This is a genomic window from Vibrio pelagius (assembly GCF_024347575.1).
Taxonomy (GTDB): domain Bacteria; phylum Pseudomonadota; class Gammaproteobacteria; order Enterobacterales; family Vibrionaceae; genus Vibrio; species Vibrio pelagius.
The window spans coordinates 1-22461 of sequence record NZ_AP025505.1; the positions used below are offsets into that span (position 1 = coordinate 1).

19 protein-coding genes are annotated in these 22461 nt (G+C 42.9%); 11 read left to right on the top strand and 8 right to left on the bottom strand.

Features of this window, described 5'->3' with window-relative positions; translation table 11 throughout:
* Window positions 1-86 precede the first annotated feature (86 nt).
* Window positions 87-1451 carry an amino acid kinase family protein gene (locus vsple_RS20165; RefSeq protein WP_261884197.1) on the bottom strand — a complete coding sequence of 455 codons (1365 nt, stop codon included), beginning with the start codon at window positions 1449-1451 and terminating at the stop codon, window positions 87-89.
* A gap of 319 nt (window positions 1452-1770) precedes the next feature.
* On the opposite strand from vsple_RS20165, the gene vsple_RS20170 reads away from it, so the two are divergent.
* Window positions 1771-2193: a YeeE/YedE family protein gene (locus vsple_RS20170; protein WP_261884198.1), complete on the top strand. Its 423-nt coding sequence runs from the start codon at window positions 1771-1773 to the stop codon at window positions 2191-2193.
* Window positions 2194-2628 carry a YeeE/YedE family protein gene (locus vsple_RS20175; RefSeq protein ID WP_261884199.1) on the top strand — a complete coding sequence of 145 codons (435 nt, stop codon included), beginning with the start codon at window positions 2194-2196 and terminating at the stop codon, window positions 2626-2628.
* Window positions 2629-2810: 182 nt separating this feature from the next.
* Here the strand turns inward: vsple_RS20175 and vsple_RS20180 are convergent, their stop codons facing one another.
* Window positions 2811-3821 (bottom strand): NADH:flavin oxidoreductase, encoded by a 1011-nt coding sequence (locus tag vsple_RS20180; RefSeq protein WP_261884200.1) that lies wholly within the window; start codon window positions 3819-3821, stop codon window positions 2811-2813.
* 109 nt (window positions 3822-3930) lie between these two features.
* On the opposite strand from vsple_RS20180, the gene vsple_RS20185 reads away from it, so the two are divergent.
* From vsple_RS20185 to vsple_RS20215, 7 genes are all read left to right on the top strand, one after another.
* A complete protein-coding gene (locus vsple_RS20185; protein ID WP_261884201.1) occupies window positions 3931-4803 on the top strand; it encodes a LysR family transcriptional regulator in 873 nt (290 codons plus the stop codon).
* A gap of 709 nt (window positions 4804-5512) precedes the next feature.
* Complete coding sequence (locus tag vsple_RS20190) at window positions 5513-7123, top strand: YadA C-terminal domain-containing protein (RefSeq protein WP_261884202.1); 1611 nt, start codon at window positions 5513-5515, stop codon at window positions 7121-7123.
* A gap of 138 nt (window positions 7124-7261) precedes the next feature.
* Window positions 7262-7609 carry a hypothetical protein gene (locus vsple_RS20195; RefSeq protein ID WP_261884203.1) on the top strand — a complete coding sequence of 116 codons (348 nt, stop codon included), beginning with the start codon at window positions 7262-7264 and terminating at the stop codon, window positions 7607-7609.
* A 348-nt stretch (window positions 7610-7957) separates the two neighbouring features.
* Window positions 7958-9022 carry an HlyD family secretion protein gene (locus tag vsple_RS20200; protein ID WP_261884204.1) on the top strand — a complete coding sequence of 355 codons (1065 nt, stop codon included), beginning with the start codon at window positions 7958-7960 and terminating at the stop codon, window positions 9020-9022.
* The gene (locus vsple_RS20205; protein WP_261884205.1) at window positions 9012-10001 is read left to right on the top strand and encodes a DUF2955 domain-containing protein; all 990 of its coding nucleotides are present in this window, start codon (window positions 9012-9014) and stop codon (window positions 9999-10001) included. The genes vsple_RS20200 and vsple_RS20205 overlap by 11 nt, the downstream gene beginning before the upstream one ends.
* Before the next feature lie 86 nt (window positions 10002-10087).
* Window positions 10088-11386 carry an MFS transporter gene (locus tag vsple_RS20210; RefSeq protein ID WP_261884206.1) on the top strand — a complete coding sequence of 433 codons (1299 nt, stop codon included), beginning with the start codon at window positions 10088-10090 and terminating at the stop codon, window positions 11384-11386.
* A gap of 3 nt (window positions 11387-11389) precedes the next feature.
* Window positions 11390-11545 (top strand): hypothetical protein, encoded by a 156-nt coding sequence (locus tag vsple_RS20215; protein ID WP_261884207.1) that lies wholly within the window; start codon window positions 11390-11392, stop codon window positions 11543-11545.
* Window positions 11546-11681: 136 nt separating this feature from the next.
* Here the strand turns inward: vsple_RS20215 and vsple_RS20220 are convergent, their stop codons facing one another.
* Together vsple_RS20220 and vsple_RS20225 are read right to left on the bottom strand one after the other, a co-directional pair.
* A complete protein-coding gene (locus tag vsple_RS20220) occupies window positions 11682-12065 on the bottom strand; it encodes a hypothetical protein (protein ID WP_255232975.1) in 384 nt (127 codons plus the stop codon).
* Between the two features lie 468 nt (window positions 12066-12533).
* Window positions 12534-14159 (bottom strand): phosphoethanolamine transferase, encoded by a 1626-nt coding sequence (locus vsple_RS20225; protein WP_261884208.1) that lies wholly within the window; start codon window positions 14157-14159, stop codon window positions 12534-12536.
* A 243-nt stretch (window positions 14160-14402) separates the two neighbouring features.
* Here vsple_RS20225 and vsple_RS20230 point away from each other — a divergent pair, with 243 nt between their 5' ends.
* A complete protein-coding gene (locus vsple_RS20230; protein WP_261884209.1) occupies window positions 14403-16049 on the top strand; it encodes an SgrR family transcriptional regulator in 1647 nt (548 codons plus the stop codon).
* Window positions 16050-16146: 97 nt separating this feature from the next.
* Here the strand turns inward: vsple_RS20230 and vsple_RS20235 are convergent, their stop codons facing one another.
* From vsple_RS20235 to vsple_RS20245, 3 genes are all read right to left on the bottom strand, one after another.
* The gene (locus tag vsple_RS20235) at window positions 16147-16701 is read right to left on the bottom strand and encodes a porin family protein (RefSeq protein WP_261884210.1); all 555 of its coding nucleotides are present in this window, start codon (window positions 16699-16701) and stop codon (window positions 16147-16149) included.
* A 204-nt stretch (window positions 16702-16905) separates the two neighbouring features.
* Window positions 16906-18888, bottom strand: coding sequence for a TonB-dependent receptor domain-containing protein (locus tag vsple_RS20240; protein ID WP_261884211.1), 1983 nt, complete (start codon window positions 18886-18888; stop codon window positions 16906-16908).
* Between the two features lie 21 nt (window positions 18889-18909).
* Window positions 18910-20502, bottom strand: coding sequence for an alpha/beta hydrolase-fold protein (locus vsple_RS20245; protein ID WP_261884212.1), 1593 nt, complete (start codon window positions 20500-20502; stop codon window positions 18910-18912).
* Window positions 20503-20665: 163 nt separating this feature from the next.
* Between vsple_RS20245 and vsple_RS20250 the strand changes: the two genes are divergently transcribed.
* The gene (locus vsple_RS20250) at window positions 20666-21619 is read left to right on the top strand and encodes a helix-turn-helix transcriptional regulator (protein ID WP_261884213.1); all 954 of its coding nucleotides are present in this window, start codon (window positions 20666-20668) and stop codon (window positions 21617-21619) included.
* Window positions 21620-21678: 59 nt separating this feature from the next.
* On the opposite strand, the gene vsple_RS20255 is transcribed toward vsple_RS20250, so the two are convergent.
* Window positions 21679-22350 (bottom strand): type 1 glutamine amidotransferase domain-containing protein, encoded by a 672-nt coding sequence (locus tag vsple_RS20255; protein ID WP_261884214.1) that lies wholly within the window; start codon window positions 22348-22350, stop codon window positions 21679-21681.
* Window positions 22351-22461 lie beyond the last annotated feature (111 nt).

Consider the following 22461-nt stretch of genomic DNA (forward strand, 5'->3'; position numbering starts at 1 on the left):
ACTTTGGAGATGGCATTGACGGCGACTGGGCAACGATGCCCATTTTCGCGCCGTAAAAATGAATAGGGGCATGTTGATACTCAACTTTATGACTGTAAAAAAGCACCATGCAAAGCGCATGAAGACGCTCGATAATGAGCACTTGATACAATAAATTTGACGCTGTTTTTGCTTTCAGATTTGTAAGTATGAAGAGGTTTGATTCCATTTATTTCCAGAGCATGACAACCTTTTAGGAGCGTCTGCTCTAGTTCTATTTTTGAACCAAGAACCGAAAGCAAAGCAACTTGTTGAATCGTAATATCGCTATCTGGTATAAGCTTTTTTACTTTAGTCAGAATCGCCCCAAAATGACGAACGTCACAATTGAAATAGTAATGCGCGACTTTCCCCTTCACGTACCTGTGCAACAAGTTAAATTCAGACTGTAGTTGGATCTGCTTCTCTAATTGATTGAAGTCGATGCTGTGATTTTTTAGCTCAACTTTTAACGAACATACATCTTCTTTACCTGATACCAGTTCAATTTTATGTTCAGCGGAGCTGTGATCGCGACTAATAAAAGTGCCGGGATGCTCTGGCTCAAAGGTACATCTCATGTGAAGATCAATGTTTTTCTCAGACAGCTCTGCAATAGCTGCCGGATGAACAACATCATTTGATAACGCCGATAGTTGATCGACTACTTGGTAACTCGAGTCTTCCATAGGAGAAACCTGACCTTCACCAATCAATGTAGGATCCCCTGAACTCAGATGGTGAGATTTATGAATAACAGCTTGCTTGGCATCTGTTATTGCGGCAATACGGCTTAATGTTAAATCTCCATAACGGCGATCGTGTTGGTAGCTCTTATTGATGTCATGTGAAGAACAGGCTGCCACTACAGGGAGCTCACAACTTAAATCTACATCTTCTAAGTTATTTTTTAACTTAGTATCAAACGATTGAGAAGGCTCATTCGTAGCATCACTTAGATCAATGAACTTTGTTTGGACACCATAACGTTTTGCTTTTAGCGCAGTGTTATAAGCACTGTGTACTTCTCCAATAGCGGCTAATTGCTCCCGAATTTGGGGGAGACAGCGTTTAGTAGCCAAACTTTCGCGCACCCAACTTCGAGTATGAGAGGTTCGCTTGATAATGAAATCATCAGCCTCTCTACGCAACATCGGGTCTGCGAATACACTTTCATTTACCCACAAAAGTCGTTGAACGACACTATCTAACTTGCTTTCCCATAAATCGCTGCCACTTAGAGCGTAATGATAGACACCAGGTTCATAGGTGTTTTTACTCTCCAAAAGCGCATCGGTGATCCCCTGATAGGCTGGAATGACAAGAATTCTATTGTATCTGGCTTGAGACGTCGGTTTGAGAATAATGTTGTCTAGAACAGCATCAAACGCTGTCATGGAAGAACCACTTATTTTTTCAACCGTATGAGACATACTCTCCCTTAATGTTTCTGAGTGACTGTTGTGACCAAAAATAATTTGAACACTAAGTATATTTCGTATGATACACCAATTTATTCCTCCTTCAAACAAGGTTTTAGTGCTGGCCCCTGAGTTTTTAATGAAAAAAATTGTTAGTGCTGTAATTTTGTAAGGGCTTTCTAGGTCCAGTTTATCTGTGGTGGATTAAACTTGTCTAAATTAGAATTGACTAATATATAAAGTTAAATCATCATAGTAGCTAGATTTGCGTGGTGAGCTTGATGGTGTCACTTCACAACGCATTTGCGCACATAAACAAGAGGAGAAGTAAATGGAGTTCTCAATACCTTGGCACGCTTTAACGGGGGGTGCTTTGCTCGGCTTATCTGCAGGTTTACTTATGTTGTTTAGCGGAAAAGTTGCAGGTATCAGTGGGATTCTTGGAGGGTTACTGACCTCGAAAGCGGGAGATCGATTATGGCGAGTATTGTTTCTGTTTGGAATGGTGATCAGCATTGTATTTACGCGTCCAATCGGCTTTGAGTTACCTGATTTAAGCGCTATGAACCTTGGTTTAGTCATTGTTGCTGGGGGATTAGTCGGTATAGGCACTCGTTTAAGCAATGGCTGTACGAGCGGACATGGGATTATTGGCATGGGCCGTTTTTCTAAACGTTCTGTTGTTGCAACATGTACGTTCATGATCGTCGCGATTTCTGTTGTGTTTGTTCGTCGTATGTTAGGAGTGCTTTAAATGAATCCTGTCTCGCTATTCATCGCTCTTTTGTCCGGTGTTCTGTTTGGTATTGGAATGAATATTTCTGGCATGGTTGATCCTGCCAACATTTTTGCGTTTCTTGATATCACAGGGGATTGGGACCCTAGTCTTGCTTTTGTGATGGGAGGAGCTTTACTCGTATTTACGCCTTTTTACCATTTCATTATCAAACCCCGTGGTAAAACTTTTGATGGTAACGCCTTGAATCTGCCTACGAATACAAAGATTGACCGAACACTGGTTTTGGGAGCATCTATTTTTGGTTTAGGCTGGGGGTTGGGTGGGATTTGCCCTGGGCCAGCGGTGGCTAGTTTCGGTGAGGGCAGTATTACCATCATCTTGTTTATCATTAGCATGATGAGTGGGATGAAGTTGGTTGCCTTCGTTTCCCAGAAGTTTGTTACATCCTAACCAAACTAGCCTTAGGATAGACAGATTTAGTTGCAATCTAAACTATCAAGTAAAACAAAATTTATAGTCGATACAAGGCGAACAAGTCATCGTATTATCAACATATTGGGATCGCCCAAATTCCTTGACGATCCCAAGTGGATATTATCTTAATCAACTATGTCGGCATCTGTTAGGCAATATCAGTAAGCGATCTCTGGCGGGTGGACGGTCATGACGTCATTAGCAAATTGTTCTGGGCCACGTAGAATCGCCCGCCCGACGGCCGCGAGATCGAAATAAGAATGTTCTAACGCTTGCTCGATATAGTCGGCAGTTTCTATACCGCCTACACCAATGATAGGTACTCCCAAGTCTGCTTTCTTAAGATAGTGAGACTCTGAAACCAAATAGCCTTCACCCCGTCTATCTTTTGGTCGGTTCCAGCCGCCAATTCCAGAGGAGACATCAATGATGCTAACTCCAGTTGCAATAAAAGACTGACACATCTTAACCACGCTTTCTTGAGTTAATCCTTGTGGGTAGAGATCTTGTCCTGGGATACGCACCATGACTGCCAACTGGGTAGTCGAGCGAATGGCTTTGATGATATCTACAACCATTCGAATACGATTTTCTAATGATCCTCCATATTGGTCGTCTCTTTGATTAGTGATCGGTGATAAAAATTGGTTAAGGCCATATCCATGCGCGCAATGGAGTTCAACAAAATCAAAACCTGCTTTCTCGACTCGAATCGCTGCTTGGACAAATGATTCAATCCATAGCTTAATATCATCTACCGACATTGCTTTTGGTTGAGGTAGTGTCCGGTCATAAGCGGGGACTGTTATTCCTGAAGGGCCCATTAAATCGGGACAGATATCGAGTTGTGCTTTGCCACCGCAATGGGTGAGCTGAAAGCCTGCTTTCGCACCGTTACTGTGGATTGCATCAGCAATTTTCGTCATCCCTTCAATGCATTCATCATTGTGAGCACCAAGTTGGTTAGGTTCACTTTTGCCTGTTGTATGGACGAAGCTGTATTCAACCATCACTAAGCCAGCACCGGAGCGTGATAAGTTTCGGTAATGTTCAGTGGTTGCGTCTGTCGTTAATCCATCGGTAGTGGCTGTCTGAGAAGCCATTGGTGGTACAACAAGTCGATTTTTCAGTGTATGAGTTGCGATATTTAATGGTTGAAAGCGTCGCATACTGTTTCCTATGTATCCGTTGATTCGCTCCATTTTAAAGACTTAAGGTGATAAAATTAAGAAACATTATTTCACCAAGTGTTTTCAAAATGGAAACAAGGGAAGAGCGATGAAATTGAATGATTTGGCTGTGTTTGTTGAGGTAGCTAAAGCGCCAAGTATGCGTGAGGCAGCCAAAAAGATTGGTATGCAGCCCGGTACAGTATCTAAATTGATTAAGCGCATTGAAGCCTATTATCAACAGAAACTGTTCGACAAGCATGGCACGCAATGGGGGCTCACCGAAGCTGGAGATATGTTGTTTCAACGAGTTATTGAGATGTTGGCGATCAATGACAAAATTGAACGGGAACTGGGTAAACCACGTCGCCCACATTTGCGTGTTAGCGGTTCTGAGGCGGTGCTGGGGTATTTTGTACCAAGCTTGATTGAGCGTTTATTGAGTCATAATCATGATGTCTCACTTGAAACAAAGAGTGCTCAAGACCTCACATTACTTAACAAACATGAGGTCGATATTGCATTAGTGTCTAGCTTAAATGGGTTTCCTCCACACCAACGACAGTTAATAGCAACAGAGCTGAGTCAGGCAAATTTTGTTACCGTCGCCAATCAAGATCATCCATTGTTCTCAAAGGAAGGAGCGGAAGCGGTCTCGATTGAAAGTTTGCTTCATTATCCTTTCGTTGTGCCGTCGAAGCCTATCTATGGTGCAATGGCGAAACATAGAAGCCTTGATGGTTGGCATGACGAAGAGTTCAGCCGTCGCATATCCGCACGCGTCGACACGATTTCAACACTGATAGCATTGGTAAAACACCAACCACTTTTGGCTTACCTTCCGGACTATGTTGCTAAAGAGCATGGATTGAAAGTGATCACCGTTTTGGGGTGTCCCTATAGCTGCGAGCAAACGGTCTGGCTATGCCGACATAGTGAGGTTCAGCATCATTGCTTACAGGTATTCGATAATGCGCTTTAGTAGAGTTTCTATGCCTTTAAAAAATTATTAGGTGTTCGGTAATTTTATGCGCCTATCTATACTTTTGTTCTCCCTCTGGCTATCAAAAATAGGGTTTAGATGAGACTAATCGTATTAAGTCGTTGCTTACTATGATTGTCATGGTCCCAGTCCGCCCCAATATGTATCTTACCCTCACTTTTTTAGAGTGATGAAAAAAGATGAACGATCTAGGTAGAATACGTCATCTTTTAAACTCACTGATTTTCATACACTTCTGCCCGTTCTTTTGAGAGCCATACAGCAAGTTAGTACCAACCCTACAAAAAAACTTAATTGTAGCTTTGTAAACCTTGTCATGTAGGAATTCAATTTCATGCTAATGGAATATCTCACCATCCAGTGATAAATCACAATATTTATAAAATAGGGATTGATATATAAAAAATAAAACATGTACCTCAGCTTTGATAGTACATGCCCGTTTAATGGAAAGGTATATTTACGCCATTAAAATTAGGCGCTGTCGGTGTGTTTATAGTGATTGCATTGGTTCCTATTGGATCTGCGTTAGCGGGAAGTATTTTAAAAATGAAATTGATGAGCATGACTCACTATAAGTGTTGGATTAAAAACATAATGATTTTAAAAATAGAATAATAATATTTTAATTTCTTCGTCAGGAGCAAGGGAAACAATACTTTAATGATAATTAGACAGGCACGTTATTTTGAATACATTTACTAAAACACTTCTAGCTAGTTCCGTTCTTCTAGCGACTTCTTCAGCAATCGCAGCCACTGCTAATGTTCAAAGCTTTGGTGATTCAACTACAGCCGTAGACGGTCAGGGTTTACAACAAAAGATCCAAGTTAATGCCGATGAGATTGAAAAACTAAAGCGTGATTTAACGCCGCAAACGGGCCAATCTATCTCTGAATTACAGCAAAAAGTGAGTGCTATGGTGACTCAAGATACTCCTAAAACGAAGATGTTACAGGACAACCGTAAGCTTCTCACTGGTGGTGATATCGTTACTAAGAGTCATGTTGATATGACCGACCCGCAAAATCCGCGAATGGTACCTCAAACCACTACTCATACCGTAGGCTTGAAAGCTCGCTTAGATGAGTTGGAGCAAAAAGTAGGTGTACAACATGCAGAGAATCACCTAACTCAGAAAGCTGATACCTTGTCCAGTCAAATTGCTGGAGCCTCGTCAACAGCGGGAACGGCGCTATCTACGGCAAACCACAACCAGGATCATATTGCTAACCTAGTTGCAGAAAATAGCAATATTCATGCAGAACTCAGCGGGGGTGATGTAACTACGCCAGTACTTGACTCCAATGGGCATCCTACAGGCAGCACAACCCACTATAACGCTGAAGGCTTAAAGAGCCGCTTGGATAAAGTAGAGCAAGCGTTAGGTACGCCATTAAGCCGCGACAATACGCTACAAGCTAACGCTGACTCAATTAGTCACAAAGTTGAACAAAACAAACAAAGTGCAGCTACAGCAGTTAGTAATGCAGCAAGCGCTCAAACTACAGCTAACAATGCGATGACAGCATCTCGCACGAATGGAGGTGCAATAACAGCACTGCAATCTGAAACTCATGCATTGCAAGGTCGTGTTAATACTATTGAGCACTCTGCTTTAAATGCAGCTTCCCATGACCAGTTGGCTAAAGTTAATACTGAATCTAAATCCGAGCGTACTCATCTAGCAGAGGGTGTTAAACAGATAGCGCATGATATGGATGAGCGTCAAGATGTCGTCGAACATGTTCTAGGGGGCTCAGATGGTCAACATGGTGTCGTGGGTGACGTAGACCAATTAAAAGCTAACCAGGGCGTCATTGCGACTAACCAAGGACACTTTAATAGTCGTATTGGTCAAATTGAACAATTGGTAGGTGGTTCACCTACTGCCACCGGTATTCTCGATCAAGCAACGAATAGTGCCAACCAAGCAAGAGATGCTGCAGATGCAGCTCAATCAACAGCAGATCAGAATACAACGGATATTCAATACAATTCAGCGAATATTGCGAAGAATGAACTGCAAATTAAAGATCTGCGTGAAGCACTTAAAAAGCAAGCTAAACGTATAGACGGCGGAATGGCTCAAGCGTCAGCATTTGCCGGTTTAGTCAGCCCTTATAATGTAGGTAAGATTAATACCACAGTTGCATTGGGTCACTCTGGAAGTGCCAACGCATTAGCTTTAGGTGCGGGTATGCGAATTAATGAGCAGTTCACTGTCAAATTAGGTGGTGCTTATGATACCGGGACAGAACAAGTGTCTAGCTATGTAGGGGCTGGTTGGGAATGGTAATGGATTTACTTTACAACAATTAAAGTAAACACGATTCATAGAGAGTGATTGTGTGTGCCCAAATCTAAAGTCGATAGAAACACACCCATATATTCCAACTAAAAATTAAATAGAAGTAATGTAGTAAGGTAAAATGCAATGAATATGATAGTGAAATCAGCACTAGTTATGGCTCTTTCTGGAATAATGCTAACAGGTTGTGCTTCGGCATTAAATGGTTTGTCAGGCTCATTTGAAGACCAAGAAAACGATTATGCAATGACTTATGGCACATATTCGATTCAAGATGGTATATGGTACTTTAATACTAATTGGGACCTAAAAAACCAAGATATGGACCAAAAATTGTCGGATTGCGATAAGGTGCGCCAGGTTCTAAAAAATGATCTTAAGGATGAAAGTAAGAAAATGGAACTAGACGTTAATATTATTCCAACACAGGGCGCTGCCTTCAGTTGTCACGTATCGATTAATAATGAGAGATAGACGATTAAAATAGTGTACTAAATTTTCTTGTACTCATTTAAAAATTAGACTGACAAATACCTATTTTCTTAGTACTTGTCAGTCTATCCTTGTTTGACTTTTAGACGTAATACGACGAGAGATCATAGAAAAGCCAGAATTTTCACACACCGATACCAATCACAATGTTCAAAGCTCGTCCGTCGGGCAATGAACCCATTCAGCGAAACCTCTCTACTACTACTCGATTTATGAGCACAACGTGATCAACTCCGACCAAATTTCCGCGAGAAATATATTTTCATTGCACGATTAAATTTATCAATAGTAATATTAAAACCTTAAATTGTAAGGAAAAGAGCAAATAGAATGTCTAAAGCAGAGTCTTCATCTAGAAAATTGAGTTTCATAGTCATAGGTGTCGTTCTTGTTGTTTGGTTGTATAGCTTATGGGCTGACAGAGTCACACCTATTACAAGCACTGCCAGAATTCACTCGTACCTAGTACGTATTACACCTGAAGTATCAGGGAATCTGACTCAAATTCATGTTCGCAACAATGAGATTGTTGATGCGGGTGAGGTCCTTTTTGAAATTGACCCAAGGGACTATCAAATTAATCTGCGATCAGCAGAAGCAAATTTAGCCATCGCTGGTCAGAATATTGGAGCGAGCACCGCAGCCGTTGAAGTTGCGCAAGCTAAGGTCATTGAGTCACTGGCTGCAAGAGACAATGCGAGAGAGCAAGCTGCTCGTGTTTCTGAGTTGGCTGCAAAGGGTGTACTAAGTAAATCTGAGTTAGATGATGCGAATGAACTAAAAGCACGTGCTCAGGCTAACTTAGAGGCAGCTGAAGCTGGGCTCGTTCAAGCAAAGCATAATCTAGGGCCTGAAGGGAAAGACAACCCACAGATCTTGGCTGCCATTGCTCGTTTAGAAAAGGCGCAACTGGATCTACAAAGAACCAAAGTTGTTGCTCCATCGAATGGTATCGTTTCAAACTTACAGCTTACGACAGGACAGAAAGCGACGACGGGCTCGCCACTGTTAACGTTCATAGATCCTAGAGGGGTTTGGGTATCTGCGCTCGTACGTGAAAACTCTCTTGAGAATATTCGTGCCGGTCAAAAAGCACAAATTGTATTAGATGCACTGCCTGGGCGAGTCTTTGAAGGCCGAGTGGAAAGTATTGGCTGGGGGACTGGAGGCAGTAATGAGGTGGATTCTACGACCGGCTTTTTGGTTGCAGACAACAATTCTCTAAATGCACAGCGCTACCCAGTAAATGTTGTTTTTGATGAGGAGATTATTCCAGAAAACATCCGCTATGGTTCTAAAGCAACGGTAGCCTTTTACACTGAGCAGAGCTCGTTTGGAGAATGGCTTGCTTCAATATGGATGAAAGTGCTGAGTATTTGGACCTATGTTTCATAATCCGGCAAACCCAATCTTTAGGTTGGTTTTCACTCCGATTCTATTGCTGTTTTACTTACACTATTCTGGTGCTCCAGTCCCATTTCTGGCACCCGTATTTGTTGTTATTTTGTTGACACTTATGCCGTCTAAACCTCCGTTCAACATGATGTTGAAATTGTTGGCGGTATTGTCAGTGCTTAGCTTTGGTATCACAACACTGTCAGAAACTCTCTTGAGCTCTAGTACTGGCTTTTTGTTGTTTAGTTGGTCGCTTCTTTGCTGGAGCTACTACCGAAGTCATCGCGATCCAAAAGATATCGTTTCAACACTTACGTTGATAGTGGTGTTGTTGGTTATAGTGATGAGTCAACAAACGGCGGTATCTCTATCTGGTTTACCTTGGATTCTCTTTATGGGCTTTGTTGTGGCGTTAATTGCCACATACGTCAGTTTCTGGTTGTTTCCTGGTGATGAGAAAGATATACAGCCAGACGACAGCAATATTGATGGTGCAAACGAGTGGATAGGAATCATCCTTTTTAAAGCGACAGCGCTCTGTGTGGTCTTATACGCTCTTATTGCATTGGAAAGTACACAAACATTGTTAATCGCCATCACATTTGGGTGCATGATTAGACCTCCAATCAACCGAGATAGCCACTCTTTTGGGCAGCATCGATTTGTTACAGCAACGTTGGGGATACTGTTTACGTTGCCGTGTATGCTAGCGGTTACGATTGGGACGTCTACCTATGTTGTGTTAGGTATCGCTATTTTCTGTGGCCTACAGTTGGCGTGTTTTGCTATACGTCGTCAAACGAATTTGACTATTTATCAGTTGCTTTTTACTAACTTTACAGTACTGACCTATCAGATTATCAGTAATCCTGGTATCGAGTCATTTTCGGCTCAAACTACGCGACTAATTTCGATTTCCATTGCGATAGCCCTTGGTGTGTTGGTGTTAAACTTATTTGGCTCAAAGCAAGAAAAATAACGAGTATCTCACTTAAAACACGTTATTGAGAATGTCTTTGAACTTAGTTTCAGTTTCCTCCGTACCAAAGAGCTGCGGAGGAAAGAATGAAACTCAATAGTACGACACTTTATGAACGACTTTCGAACGAAGAGGATGCGAGGGCGTGTAGCGGTATATCCGAAAAGGCTTGCCGAGAAATTCCCGGTAATTTTCTAAAAATCTTAGTGGCCCAATTCAGCACCAAGCTTGCCGATTCGTTTAGCAGCAGTAAAGTTGTTCTGCCTTGGCTACTTGCTTCGGCGGGTGCTCCGGCTTTCTTTGCTGCGCTTTTGGTTCCCATTCGTGAGTCAGGTTCTCTCATACCACAGCTATTTCTTGGTGGCCTTGTTCGGCAATTTCAACAGCGTAAGCAATTTTATGTTATTGGATCGCTGCTGCAGGGAGCTCTGGTTGCGTTGATGGCTATTTCCGCTACTCAACTTGAGGGTGTTGAATTGGGTTGGGCCATCATTTTATTGTTGATCTTCTTTTCGTTCAGTCGCGGCTTATGCTCCATTGCAAACAAAGATGTACTAGGGAAAACGGTACCTAAAGCACGACGAGGTCGGCTAGGTGGGTTGAGCGCCAGTCTTTCCGGCATTGTGACTTTAGTTGTTACTGGGAGCATGCTTTCCTTTCAACAACCCTCAGTCACATTCTTGCTTGTCATGCTAGTGATCGCGAGCCTTTGCTGGTTATTAGCTGCACTGAGCTTTGGGTCGATCATTGAATATGCTGGTGCGACCGAAGGAGCCAATAATGGATTTAAAGTTGCTGTTCGCAACCTCAACCTTTTACGATACGATAAGCAATTCCAATGCTTTGTTACAGTGCGTACGCTGCTAATGGGCTCTGGACTGGCAGCACCATTTATCGTTTTGCTTGCCACGCCTCATACCGACTTTGCGGGTGTTCTCCTTTTTGTGATTCTAACTGGGCTTGCCAATCTAGCCAGTGGTTTGTTTTGGGGACTTCTCGCTGATAAAAGCAGTCGATATGTCATCCTATTAACGGCGACATTGTCGATTGGCATATTTCTGTTCTCGGCCTTGTTTCACATTCTGTTCGAACCCAACTTGTCATCAAATTCTGTTTTAGCCGTTTATCTCTTACTTTATTTTCTTCTTGCTGTCACTCATCAAGGGGTGCGGCTAGGGAGAAAGACGTACCTTGTTGATATGGCTGACGGTAACAAACGAACAGACTATGTCTCTGTGAGTAATACGGTCATTGGTGTTCTGCTTCTGATATACGGGGTAGTCAGCGGATTTATGGCACAGTGGAATATGGCAGCGGTTCTAGTGCTATTCTCATTGAGTAGCTGCTTTGCGCTCATCGTAGCTTTCAAACTGAAGGAGGTTTAAGGCATGTCCGTAACACAAGACCATCAAGATTTTTTCCAATGGCTGGAACAGCGTAATCCCAATCAGGTGGAGTTCAATCAAGCGGTACAGGAGCTTTACAAAGATCTCGTCCTGATCGTCTCTATATGGAGTGCTGGCTTGTACCTAACCCAGACGTGACTCAATATGTCCGTCTGGGTTTTTTATGCCCTCTAACACTTCTTTGGGCGCAAACGCATGAAGAAGTTCAAAGTTCAAATTGCGCGTTTGCTGGTGGCATCTATTTCCCAGAGAAAGTAGGTTCAGTCTTTGATGTCTACACGCGTGATAAGTCGTAACCCGCAGCCAGGAGTAGACCTCGCTCATGCTTGATAAGTTGTGCTCTATCTAGGATAAGTTCATGCAGTGCTTGCTGTGGCTTGGACGCAATGGTCTTGTAGTCTTCGAATGAATGAGCCGCATCGATGGCTTTAAACATTTCGCTAATCACATTTCGAGCTTCACACGGGTTTGATGTAGTCTTGAAGTATTCAACACCTTGAGCTGCTTCGCGCATTTCCACAAGTAGCTCGGTTGGGCTTGTTTCTTTCGCCACAGCTAGATAGTTGTCCAACACTCGCTTAGCAAATAGGAGCTCCGTTAGTGGGATATCGCGACCGCTTTCGATCAATGCTTGGTCTAAAATTTGAGTTGAGCTCATTGTCTGTCCTTGTTTCATTTTACAACTTTTAATCGCAGTCTAAAGTATCGTGGGAACAAAATAAATAACGCTTTTCATTTAATATCTATTCAAAGATGTGCGGCTAAATGAATCACTTATCGGCGTGAACGAAACGTGGTCGGAATATAGCTATGGAGAATAGGAATACACCAATGAATAGCCTATAACATGGCTTACAACACCAAGAGTTAGACGGGCACTTCCCTAGAGATGAACTATTGCAGTTTACCTGATGCAACAATTGGGTTTTTTGACCATTTAAGGTGAATAATTATTTACGAAGATTGATGCAAATGATGTGAATGCGTGATGGATAGCGCTAGACAGAACTAACGGTGACGTCGTAACTTAATGGGGTGTTGTGAGCTGAAGAATCAGGCGAATCTAATAGCGTTGATGGGCTCGTCGCAATAGCAACGAACCCACCCTTAGCGCCTCATGAGAGGGTTATTGTCGACATTGTGCAAAGAGATCTTGGTCCTTGCGATATTCTGAGGTCTGCACATCCATAATCCCCAGTAGCGAGTCGAATATGTTGTCATGAGATAGGTGTGCGTTTTGTCCCTTTTCTCGTAAACAATTCACGTTAAGATTTTTCTGAGTCGCAAAATCATTTGATGACCAGAAGATCATCGGTACATGTGTTTGCTCTTTCGGTGCAAATGAATAAGGCATACCGTGCAGATAAACGCCATTCTCTCCTAAAGATTCACCGTGATCAGACACATAGATTAGCGCAACATTGTATTTATCTTGGAGTTGCTCAAGCTTGCTCATGATTTGTGAAAGAAAGTAATCCGTAAATAAGATGCTATTGTCATAGCTGTTTACTAACTGTTCATGAGTGCAGTTTTCAATGTCCGCTCTAGGGCAATCCGGGATGAACCGGCGATGTTCTTTAGGGTAGCGTTTGTAATACGTTGGCCCGTGTGAACCGACGATGTGGTAGAACAATACGTTATTCTCACTCAGGTTTTTAGTGTCACTGTCAAACTCTTCCAACATCGCAGTATCATAGCAAACCTGACTATTGCATAGGTGGTCATTATCGTGTGGTAGTAGAGCCATTTTTCGAATTTTGTGGGCGACGCCTTTATCTCCGCCGTCATGCTCTCTCCAATTGATTTGGACTCCTGCTCGCGTCATGATATCGACGACGTTGTCTTGATTGTACGCTGTCTCTTTGTCGTAATTACTACGATTCATATTGGAAAACATACAAGGTACGGAAACAGCAGTGGCAGTGCCACAGGATTGAACATTCGAGAAGAAAACAGGCTCGTAAGGCTTTGTGTATGCGTTAGTTTCTCTTTTGTAGCCGTAATACTCGTAGTTGTATACTCTAGCTGTTTCCCCGAGAACGAAAACAAGTAGTGTGGGTTTTGTTGCCGAAAGGGCAGAGTCTGTTTGCTTCGCGTCCAGGCCTAGCTCTTGATAGGGTTGTGGCTCTTTGATGTAGGTATTATTGATGTATTTCGCCGTAGCACCTACATAGGCTGTCGGAATGATCATTTTTAATAGGTAGTGGTTGTTGCGGCCAACGGAAGCGTAGTTTTGGTAATAGAGTGCAGCAATGATCGATATGACAAGCATCGAACCTGTCATTCCAATGAGCTTCCAGCCCAAAAAGTTCTTCCAAGATTTCTTCTCTAACGATGTAAAGGCAAGTAATAGTGCGGGTATACCGCCCATAAGGGCGAACCATATGACGGAGTAAGCACTAATGTAGTTGCTCGCCTCGGTAGTGTTTGTTTCGAATAAATTTTCAATCATTCCATAGTCGACAAAGATACCGTAGTTGTACATGGTATAACTGACTATGCTGGAAGACAGTAGCAGAAAAACATAGAAGATTTTGGAAAAGCGTGGCCAATTGAATAAATGAAAGATCAAGTAAAAAGCCGCAAAGAAGAACAACGGTATAGAAACAACAAAGCCAATTTGTGCTGCTTCTAGTTCGCTGACGATCTTCCATAGTTCTCTGACGATGGGTATGTTTACAACTAACGTGTAATAGAGCGCCATTACAAAAGGCAGCTTATTTAAGGATAGATGTGGCTTATTGAATAGCATGAGGTTCCTCGTGGGTGTAGGTGTACCGGGGAATCACGGTGATCACGTTTTGCCAAATTGGTATGTCGGTAAAGAGAGTGGGAGTGTATAGACATTGGTTTATCTAAAAGATGACGGCTTCTCTTGGGTGTGTTCATGTTTTTGTGTCCCATACTATAGAAGTATAGACGCTGTTTATTTTCGGGTATCTTGGTGTGGGTCACCGGTATCCTAATCCTGAAACTCATTAAAAGAGGGATCAATATGTATGAGGCGATCAGTGCGATCCATCTGCAAAGATTGAGGCAATTGGAAGATGCTTTCGGGCTGGGGGACATAGAAACGAGTATTGCCGAGCTTTCTGAGGTGTTGTTTTGTTCAACTCGAAATGTGACCAAAGTGATGAAGAAACTGCATGCGCTTGGTTTGATTAATTGGGTGGCAGGTCGAGGGAGGGGGATTAAGTCACACTTCTCAATTGTCGTGAAATTCGAAGAGCTGTTGACTCTTCAGGTTCTATCAAAAGTTCAGGCTGGTAGTTTGAATGACGCCTACCAGTTCGCAGAAACGTTCCACTATCAAGGATGGTTTAGGAAAAATTTGCCTAAGTGGCTTGAGACCTATTCAGAAAGTAACGAAAATTCCGATCAAGTCATCTTTATTGTCCCTCATGCGTTAGAACGTTGTCATCCAGTCGATCTGTTTGACATACATTCAGGTCTATACGCCACGGTATTGTTTGATACTTTAATTAATTTTGACCCTTTGACTGATTCCTTTACGCCTCACCTAGCGCATCAATTCCAAAAGACTGATTTTGGTTTTGCCTTTCGGATTCGTCCCAACGTGCATTTCCACAATGGCGTCTTACTTACTCCCCAATTAGTTCGAGAACATTTTCTTAAGTTGAAAGACTACAACGATCTTTATCGTCAACTACTCGCATCAATTGAAAGTATTGAAGTTAATAGGCAGTGGGTGGAGATACGAATGCGCTATGACGATCCTATGTTGCTGCATTTGTTATCTGATGTGCACTTTTCGGTGATTTTAAACAACGAGATTGAAGAGGGTTTTCCTATCGGTACAGGAAGTTATAGTTGGGATACCCGTAATGAGTCATCTTGGTCACTCGTTAAAAATGAACGTTATTTTGGAGTCCACGGTATTTTAAGCCGTGCCGATTTTTGGCGTCTTGATTCGGCGGAGGCGCAACTTAATCCTTATGTAATTCGATATGAGAGCATTAATACGCCAAAGTCTTTTAGCAGTGAAGACATCCCAATCAACGGATGTAATGCATTATGTTTCCACCAACGACTACCCAAAAACATGCGTAAGGTTTTAGTTTATCTATTTAAGCACAAGATTAAACGCGCCCCCAATACATCTAAAAATCCATGCACTACCTTAATCGGATATGGCGAAGCGTTGGAGTTAAAAGCTTTAACTCCATTGAGCGACGAGCAAATTGTAGAGAGTTTGGAGTTCACGACACTGCGTTACTTTGTTGAGGACTCAGGAGTGTTGCATTCAGCTTTAGAACACCTTAATCATCTTGGGATAGAGACCATTCCTGTAAATAGCATTGAAGCTGCCGATTTTTGGGTTGGAGATTACTCGTTTGGGAACAACGTTACTCTTGGTCAGTATTACTGGCTACTCTGTAGCGATTACGCTCAATTAATGCTGCCTGTAACGACCATTCAGCGTTGGAGAAACCAAATGTTACTGAGTCAGTCATTGCCTGATTTCTTTTATCAATTGGAGCAACACTGTATCGATGAGTATCGGGTACTGCCACTGTGGCGTAAGTCGACACGTTATAATTGTCACTCTTCAATAAGAGGGCATCGACCAAATAACTTCGGTTTATTTAACTTAGCGGAGATTTGGTTAGATAAGCGTTAGTGCTCTGATTGTTTTGCCTTTGGTAGGTGCATAGGTGGGGATAAAGTGGGGCCAATTAAGAGTTTCGGCCCCTTACTGACTACGATAGTTTGTGTACTTAAAAGCGGTAGCCGACATCAAATGTCCATTGTCCTAATTTAAAGCCACTCGTTTCTTTTGAATACCCGATTCCGGTAACAAAGTGTTTGCCAAACTCGCCTTGAATGCCGGCACTTGACATAAAGCTATTGTCTTTTTGATTAGCACCACTACCAGCGTCTGAGTATTCCACTTTATCCCAAGACCAACCTGCAGTCGCGTACGGTTTGAGAACCACAGACTCAGATACTTGGAACGGGTAACCCAGACCAAGGGAAGCCTGATATCGATTCAAATCAACATCTTGCTTGATTAAATTGCTCGAAGGATCAAGCCAATAATCCTCTTTACTAGTCGTTGTATATCGAAAGTCTGTAAACAAATAGTCTTTTAAAGAAGGGAACAAAGTGCCTTGAGAATAAACAGAGTAACCTCCAAGTGTAGACCCTTCAGCAGAATCGGAAGCATAACCGGCTCCGATTGTCACACCGTCGAACAAGTCAGTGAAGGTATTTGCGTATGTTGATGCGGAAAAACAAGCTGCGCACAAAGCAATGATTGTCATACTTTTCATGGTTAGAACCTCAACTCTTTATGATGATGAAAGTATGCGCTGGCGGAATTCAAATAAAGAGGAATAGGTGAATTTACATTGTTCGCCTTTTCCTGCTTTTGAGGGTTGATTGGGTAGTATTCAGTTGAAGAGATAAATGGAACCCTGCACAGTGACAGGGTTCTCGATGGTTATTGTTGCAAAGAGTGAGGGTGGTGAGTCAGATTAGAAGTCGAAATCGACTTTTACATAGTATGTTCGGCCCATCTCTGTCTCTTCGTAGTTTTGTGTCGATTGGTCTAAACGTTCATCCGTCAGGTTAGTTACGCCTGCACGGAATGTGAAGTTCTCATTAAGCGCATATGCACCACCTAATGAAACAACCGTGTAGGCGTCGAGGTTATTGTCGCTACCATCTTTTTGCTTACCGGTGTAGTTAAGACCAGTAAAGAAAGATAAATCACGTGTTGCCAGCCAGTTTAGATTTGCGTTTGCCAACCATTCTGGAGTGTAAGCGATGTCTTTATCATCTACTTTGTTAACAGCATCGGTGTAGGTTGCATTGGCTGTAAATGACCAGCTTGTAGAGAACTCATAGCTACCCTCAAGTTCAACACCTTTTGTTTCAACTTTGTCTACGTTTTCGTATTGAATGATGGTCGATGTTCCATCGAAGAAAGGTGTTAAGTCACGGTCAATCAAGTTCTTAACATCATTGAAGAAACCTGTAGCTTGCACATAACCATCGACGCCAGAGTACATGGCAGATAACTCGTATGTTTTCGATGTTTGTGGCTTCAGATCGGGATTACCAACAAGTGTGCATCGTCCACCACAGCTTACCAGAGAGAAATCTTCCGACGATTGGAACAGGGTTGGTGACTTAAAGCCTTCACCGTAACCACCTTTTAAGGTTACGTTATTAATACCGTTGTAAACAAAGTAGACACGTGGGCTGAAGTCATTGCCAAACTGGTTGTTGTGCGTGAGACGTCCGCTTAATGTTGCTGCGAAATCATCCGTCACGAAATACTCATCTTGAAGATAGACGGCACTTTGCGTCACTGAGCGTGAGCTCGAATAGTCACGTTGGTTCTCGACGCTAGTGTAAGAGACCTGGGCACCGAGCGATAGAATCTGGCTGTCAAAATGGTCGACCACAAATCTTGAATCTACGGTGTGGTTGTCTTGGTTCAGTTCAGCTTCATCAACCAATGGGTGGAAGTTGTTTTCGTTCACTTGTGCTGTTTCATAGAAGTAACTGGTATCCGATTCGCCCCAATCCCAACTGCGCACATGGCCTAAAGTACTGGTCAGCTTTTTGCCATCGTAATAACTCGTTGCTAATAAATTTCTACTGCTAAAGTAGCTGTTCTCCACACGTTCATCTTTTGAATAGGACACATCAAGGTAGATGTCGTCCCTGTCGGTGACAAACCAGTTTAAAGAGCCTCGGAACACGTTTCTTTTCTGCTCTGTCTGAGGGGAAAAGTTCTCGCCTGCATTATCTGGGAACCACGCTTCTTGATCACTGATGTCTACGGTCGCGGTGTAGGTTAGTACATCAGGAATGATTGAGCCGCTAACAAATGTATTCCCTGTCTTTAATTCGCCGCCAGCATTGGGCAACAGTGCATTGGCGTTGTTGTCTTCTGGCATACTGTAACTCAGGCTGCCTGAAACATGGGTTTCTGTTGACGCTTTTTTCAGGATTACGTTGACCACACCCCCAATCGCTTCACTACCGTAGAGCGAAGACATTGGCCCTCTTACCACTTCGATCTGTTCAATAGCGCTCATTGGAATACTTGATAGATCGAATGAAGCACCACGGATCACGGTTTCACTCGAGCTGATTCGACGTCCGTTGATCAAAAACAGAGTGTAGTTACCGTTAGATGAATTTTGATTCTGCAGACCACGGATAATAATTCTTGGCTCAGCACCTGTTGTCTTAGCAACGTGCACACCTGCCACGCTCTCTAGTGCTGTCGATATGTCGGTAGCAGGCAGTTTGTCGATATCTTCACGCGTGATCACTGAAATGGATGCCGGTGCGTTTTTTATCGATGTTTCGTATTGGTTGGCTGTTACCACCATAGTCTCTGTGTGTTGTGCCGATTCACTTGCCACTGAAGGTAACGAGGTGAAGACCGCCAAAGCGACGGCCACTGCTAATTGATGTTTCTTTGTTTTTATATGTTCCATTTCTTGGAGGATCCTTGGTACTTATTTATTAAATAACGTTGTTAGTCCATCGGCCAGCATCACGCGCCAGCTATAGTAGTCATGTCCACTCGCGACGCTTTTGAACGTCACGGAATAGCCCTTTTGTTTTAAGGTGTTGAATAGGTTTCTGTTGGTTTGATAAATACTTGCGTTCTTTGGCTCTGTCTCAAATACACCGGCGTTGAGGTAGAATTGAATGTCCATTTTTCTTTTGGTTGCGGCAAGCTCACTCATCCAACTCTGTTGCTTGAGTAACTGCTGTTTGGCGTCTCGTGGTTTCCACCAAAATGAACCAGATTGACTCAGAACCTTGCCAAAACGTTCTGGGTGCTCCAAAGCAATATAAGTCGATGCTAAGCCGCCATAACTCGAGCCAGACAACACCGTGTTCTCTGCGGTTGGGCATATAGACTGCGTGTCACAAAGCCACGGCATCAGCTCATTTGCCAACATGTTGGCGAACGTCTCATTGGGAGTGAGTTCCTTACCCCGCAAACTTGGCCTTGGTGGGTTAACAAACACGACTCTCATTGGTGGAATGGCTTTGTCGGCAATCAAGTTATCCATTACAAGCGGAGTTGGTACTTTATCTAGGTAGGCATCACCATCGAAGAGAATCAGTAGAGGTGAAGTCCTATCTAATGGGTACACTTTATTAGGCTCATAGATACTGATCTTTCTCTCTTCGTTACTCATTGAGTCACGGTAAGAAAGGTGGCGAACCAGCCCTTTAGGTTGCTCTTGTTCCGTTGCGACCTTATCTGTAGGCGCATAATCCAGCGTTAACGTTGAAGCCGAACCAAAGAGACCTGTGTCTGCTCCAAAAGTTGGGTTCAGGTTTAGTGGGTCGGGTGCTGCTGTCGCTAGCACTGCTTTTCTCTGTTCGCGATTAATGTCATCTCGCAGTTGCGGCACATTGGGCGCAATTCGGTATGAAAGGCGTGTCGTGTCTGGTACTTCAAATGAACGAAACCAAATGTCACTACCTTTAATTTGACTCATCTGAGCGTGGCCGCCATAAGGAGCACCTAACAAGCGCACATTGTTAACGTTACCTCTATATAAAAAGGTCACGATAGCTTTGTTGGGTGTTTGGTATTCAACTAACGGTGCGCCTTGCGATTCAATGATTTGCCAAAATTTTTTTTCGGCATCTTTTACACCACCTTTTATATCTTGAGCGGTTTGAGAGAGAGTTGAACTAATTATTGGTAGATCGGGAGATAGATACTGATCGCTTTTTAGCGCCATCGGGTTGAGTTGCATCTCGACGTTGACTGGTTCGTTGCTGTCCGTAGTTACTTCGATTTGATAGGTATCAGCTTCATCCACGTACCAAAATATCTCCGTTTCACGAGAGTGGTCGTTAAGTAGCTTTTTGATTGGGTCGCCAGAAGAGTTAAATGCAATCACTTGGTCCATAAACCCTTCGCTGCGAATGTAGCCACGGTAATATCCGGGTTTATCGACCTTTAAAATCAGTTCCGTTTGAGAGTCGAACTTGATGTTTTGAGCTTTGTTTGCATCAACGCTCATTGCTAGAGCACTGGGTAGCTGAGTGATTAAAGCAATAGAGAGAAAAAGCCATTTCATGAAAAGTCCAATTGATGTTAATGATATTTATTATCATTTATGGTAATTTCATTTTTCTTTCTGGAACAGCAGTTTGAGTTATGCAAAGTAACTAGACTGTTATGAAAATTGGCAGGCACTTATGAATAGTCGAATATCTTCATCTTTTAGGAAAAGTGCTCTTGTGCGTTGGATCGAGACCGAAGAGAAGTACCAAATGGTGTCTGAACAATTCACCGAGGCAGATCCACTTCTTGAAGGGAATGTGGATACGTGCAAGGTCAAAGAGAGCTTCTCTCTTCATTGGGGAACGACAACTGAGCTTAAAGATCATCAAGTCATATCCACAGCACGTAAGGCTTTGATCCTAATAATCTTAACGAATGGTAAACTTGATTTTAGTTACGATGATTTGAACTTTAAGATGGACTCTAAAGATGGCTATCAAGGCCTAGTTGTTAATTTGGCCAAGCCTGCCACTTTTAGACGTACTGTTCAAAAGGGGAATAAGGTGGCTAAGTTGAAAGTCCTGATCCCTCAGGAGTGGATTGCGGAGCGAGTAGAAGAAGGCAGTCGAGTAGACGAATTTATCTCGCAACACTTATCTAACTTTGACCTGTATTCCAATGAGCACTTACGTTCAACGATCGATAAGATTATTGAGTTACACAACGGAAACGAAACATTTAAGAAAATTAAGTTGGAGGCGCTGACTCAAAACTTGGTTTTAGAGGTGTTTGAACAGCTCACGAACAGCGATATACCTGTGAAGTCTGTTTTGTTAGAAGCCCCGACAATCACAACGGAGAACACCAAGAGATCGATTGATGATCTTATTAACCACATTGAAGACAACCTCGATAGCGACCTTTCTGTTAAGGCGTTAGCGGAGTATACATACACAAGTGAGTCCAACCTCAGACGCAAGTTCAAAGAAGTGATTGGTTGTAGTCTAAAAAGTTACATACGTCGCCGACGCTTGGAGGTTGCTCGTAAGCACCTAGAACAAGGTTTAGCGTCAATAACGGAAGTCGCTTACTACGCGGGTTATCGCCACCCTTCGAACTTTACGAATGCCTACAAGAAAGCCTTCGGTTATCCGCCTGCAGACACTGTGAACAAACGAGTCCTGAGATAAAGAAAAAGGAAAGCAGTACCAAACATGCTTTCCTTTTTTATTCGGCTTGAAGTTAATCTTTACTTCAGAAGATCAACGATAGCTTTGCCTACACCATGAGCGCTCGTCGGGTTTTGACCTGTGATGACGCGGTCATCAACGATGATAAGCTCTTGCCATGGCTGCACTTTCGAGTAACGCGCTGCGCCACGAGCCAAAGACTCTTCCAATAAGAATGGGATGTCGTTGATGGTGCCAAAGTCAATCTCTTCTTCGCGAGTAAAACCAGTCACTGATTTAGATGCAAGCAGCTTCTCACCATTGCTCAGCGTAATTGGTAGTAGGGCACCCGGGCCATGACAAACTGCTGCGACAATACCGCCATCTTCATAGTGCTTTGCCGAAATCTTAGCGAAGTCTTCGTTGTTTGCTAGATCTGAAAGCAGACCAAAGCCGCCTGGGTAGAAGATCGCATCGTAGTTATTTCCATTGATTTGCGATACAGGAATTGTGTTGTTCACACGGTTTTGGAAATCATCATCCGCCAATATTTTTGCGTTTACTGCATCGCCTTCGATATCTGTTCCGTATAGAGGAGCTTGACCACCTTTGATAGAAGCTATGTCGTAATCAAAGCCGGCATCCAATAATTCGCTCAAGGCATGCGTTAGCTCTGGTGCGTAAGTTCCGTTGGCTTGGTCAGTTTCACCTAGTGTTGCGTGGTTTGTAACGATAATCAGTACTTTCTTCATGATGATGTCCTTGTGAAATTGCGTGTATTTGTTGAACACCTTCATACTAATTGCTAATCAAATAAGTGATAATACGTTTAATTGGCAAAACATTATTGCTAAATAGCAAAG

Bases quoted from the DNA above. Each gene is read 5' to 3' on its own strand.
- vsple_RS20220 (WP_255232975.1), bottom strand. From the start codon at position 12,065: ATGAGCTCAACTCAAATTTTAGACCAAGCATTGATCGAAAGCGGTCGC.
- vsple_RS20240 (WP_261884211.1), bottom strand. From the start codon at position 18,888: ATGGAACATATAAAAACAAAGAAACATCAATTAGCAGTGGCCGTCGCT.
- vsple_RS20195 (WP_261884203.1), top strand. From the start codon at position 7,262: ATGAATATGATAGTGAAATCAGCACTAGTTATGGCTCTTTCTGGAATA.
- vsple_RS20175 (WP_261884199.1), top strand. From the start codon at position 2,194: ATGAATCCTGTCTCGCTATTCATCGCTCTTTTGTCCGGTGTTCTGTTT.
- vsple_RS20255 (WP_261884214.1), bottom strand. From the start codon at position 22,350: ATGAAGAAAGTACTGATTATCGTTACAAACCACGCAACACTAGGTGAA.
- vsple_RS20215 (WP_261884207.1), top strand. From the start codon at position 11,390: ATGTCCGTAACACAAGACCATCAAGATTTTTTCCAATGGCTGGAACAG.
- vsple_RS20225 (WP_261884208.1), bottom strand. From the start codon at position 14,159: ATGCTATTCAATAAGCCACATCTATCCTTAAATAAGCTGCCTTTTGTA.
- vsple_RS20165 (WP_261884197.1), bottom strand. From the start codon at position 1,451: ATGTCTCATACGGTTGAAAAAATAAGTGGTTCTTCCATGACAGCGTTT.
- vsple_RS20180 (WP_261884200.1), bottom strand. From the start codon at position 3,821: ATGCGACGCTTTCAACCATTAAATATCGCAACTCATACACTGAAAAAT.
- vsple_RS20235 (WP_261884210.1), bottom strand. From the start codon at position 16,701: ATGAAAAGTATGACAATCATTGCTTTGTGCGCAGCTTGTTTTTCCGCA.
- vsple_RS20185 (WP_261884201.1), top strand. From the start codon at position 3,931: ATGAAATTGAATGATTTGGCTGTGTTTGTTGAGGTAGCTAAAGCGCCA.
- vsple_RS20205 (WP_261884205.1), top strand. From the start codon at position 9,012: ATGTTTCATAATCCGGCAAACCCAATCTTTAGGTTGGTTTTCACTCCG.
- vsple_RS20170 (WP_261884198.1), top strand. From the start codon at position 1,771: ATGGAGTTCTCAATACCTTGGCACGCTTTAACGGGGGGTGCTTTGCTC.
- vsple_RS20245 (WP_261884212.1), bottom strand. From the start codon at position 20,502: ATGAAATGGCTTTTTCTCTCTATTGCTTTAATCACTCAGCTACCCAGT.
- vsple_RS20210 (WP_261884206.1), top strand. From the start codon at position 10,088: ATGAAACTCAATAGTACGACACTTTATGAACGACTTTCGAACGAAGAG.
- vsple_RS20200 (WP_261884204.1), top strand. From the start codon at position 7,958: ATGTCTAAAGCAGAGTCTTCATCTAGAAAATTGAGTTTCATAGTCATA.
- vsple_RS20230 (WP_261884209.1), top strand. From the start codon at position 14,403: ATGTATGAGGCGATCAGTGCGATCCATCTGCAAAGATTGAGGCAATTG.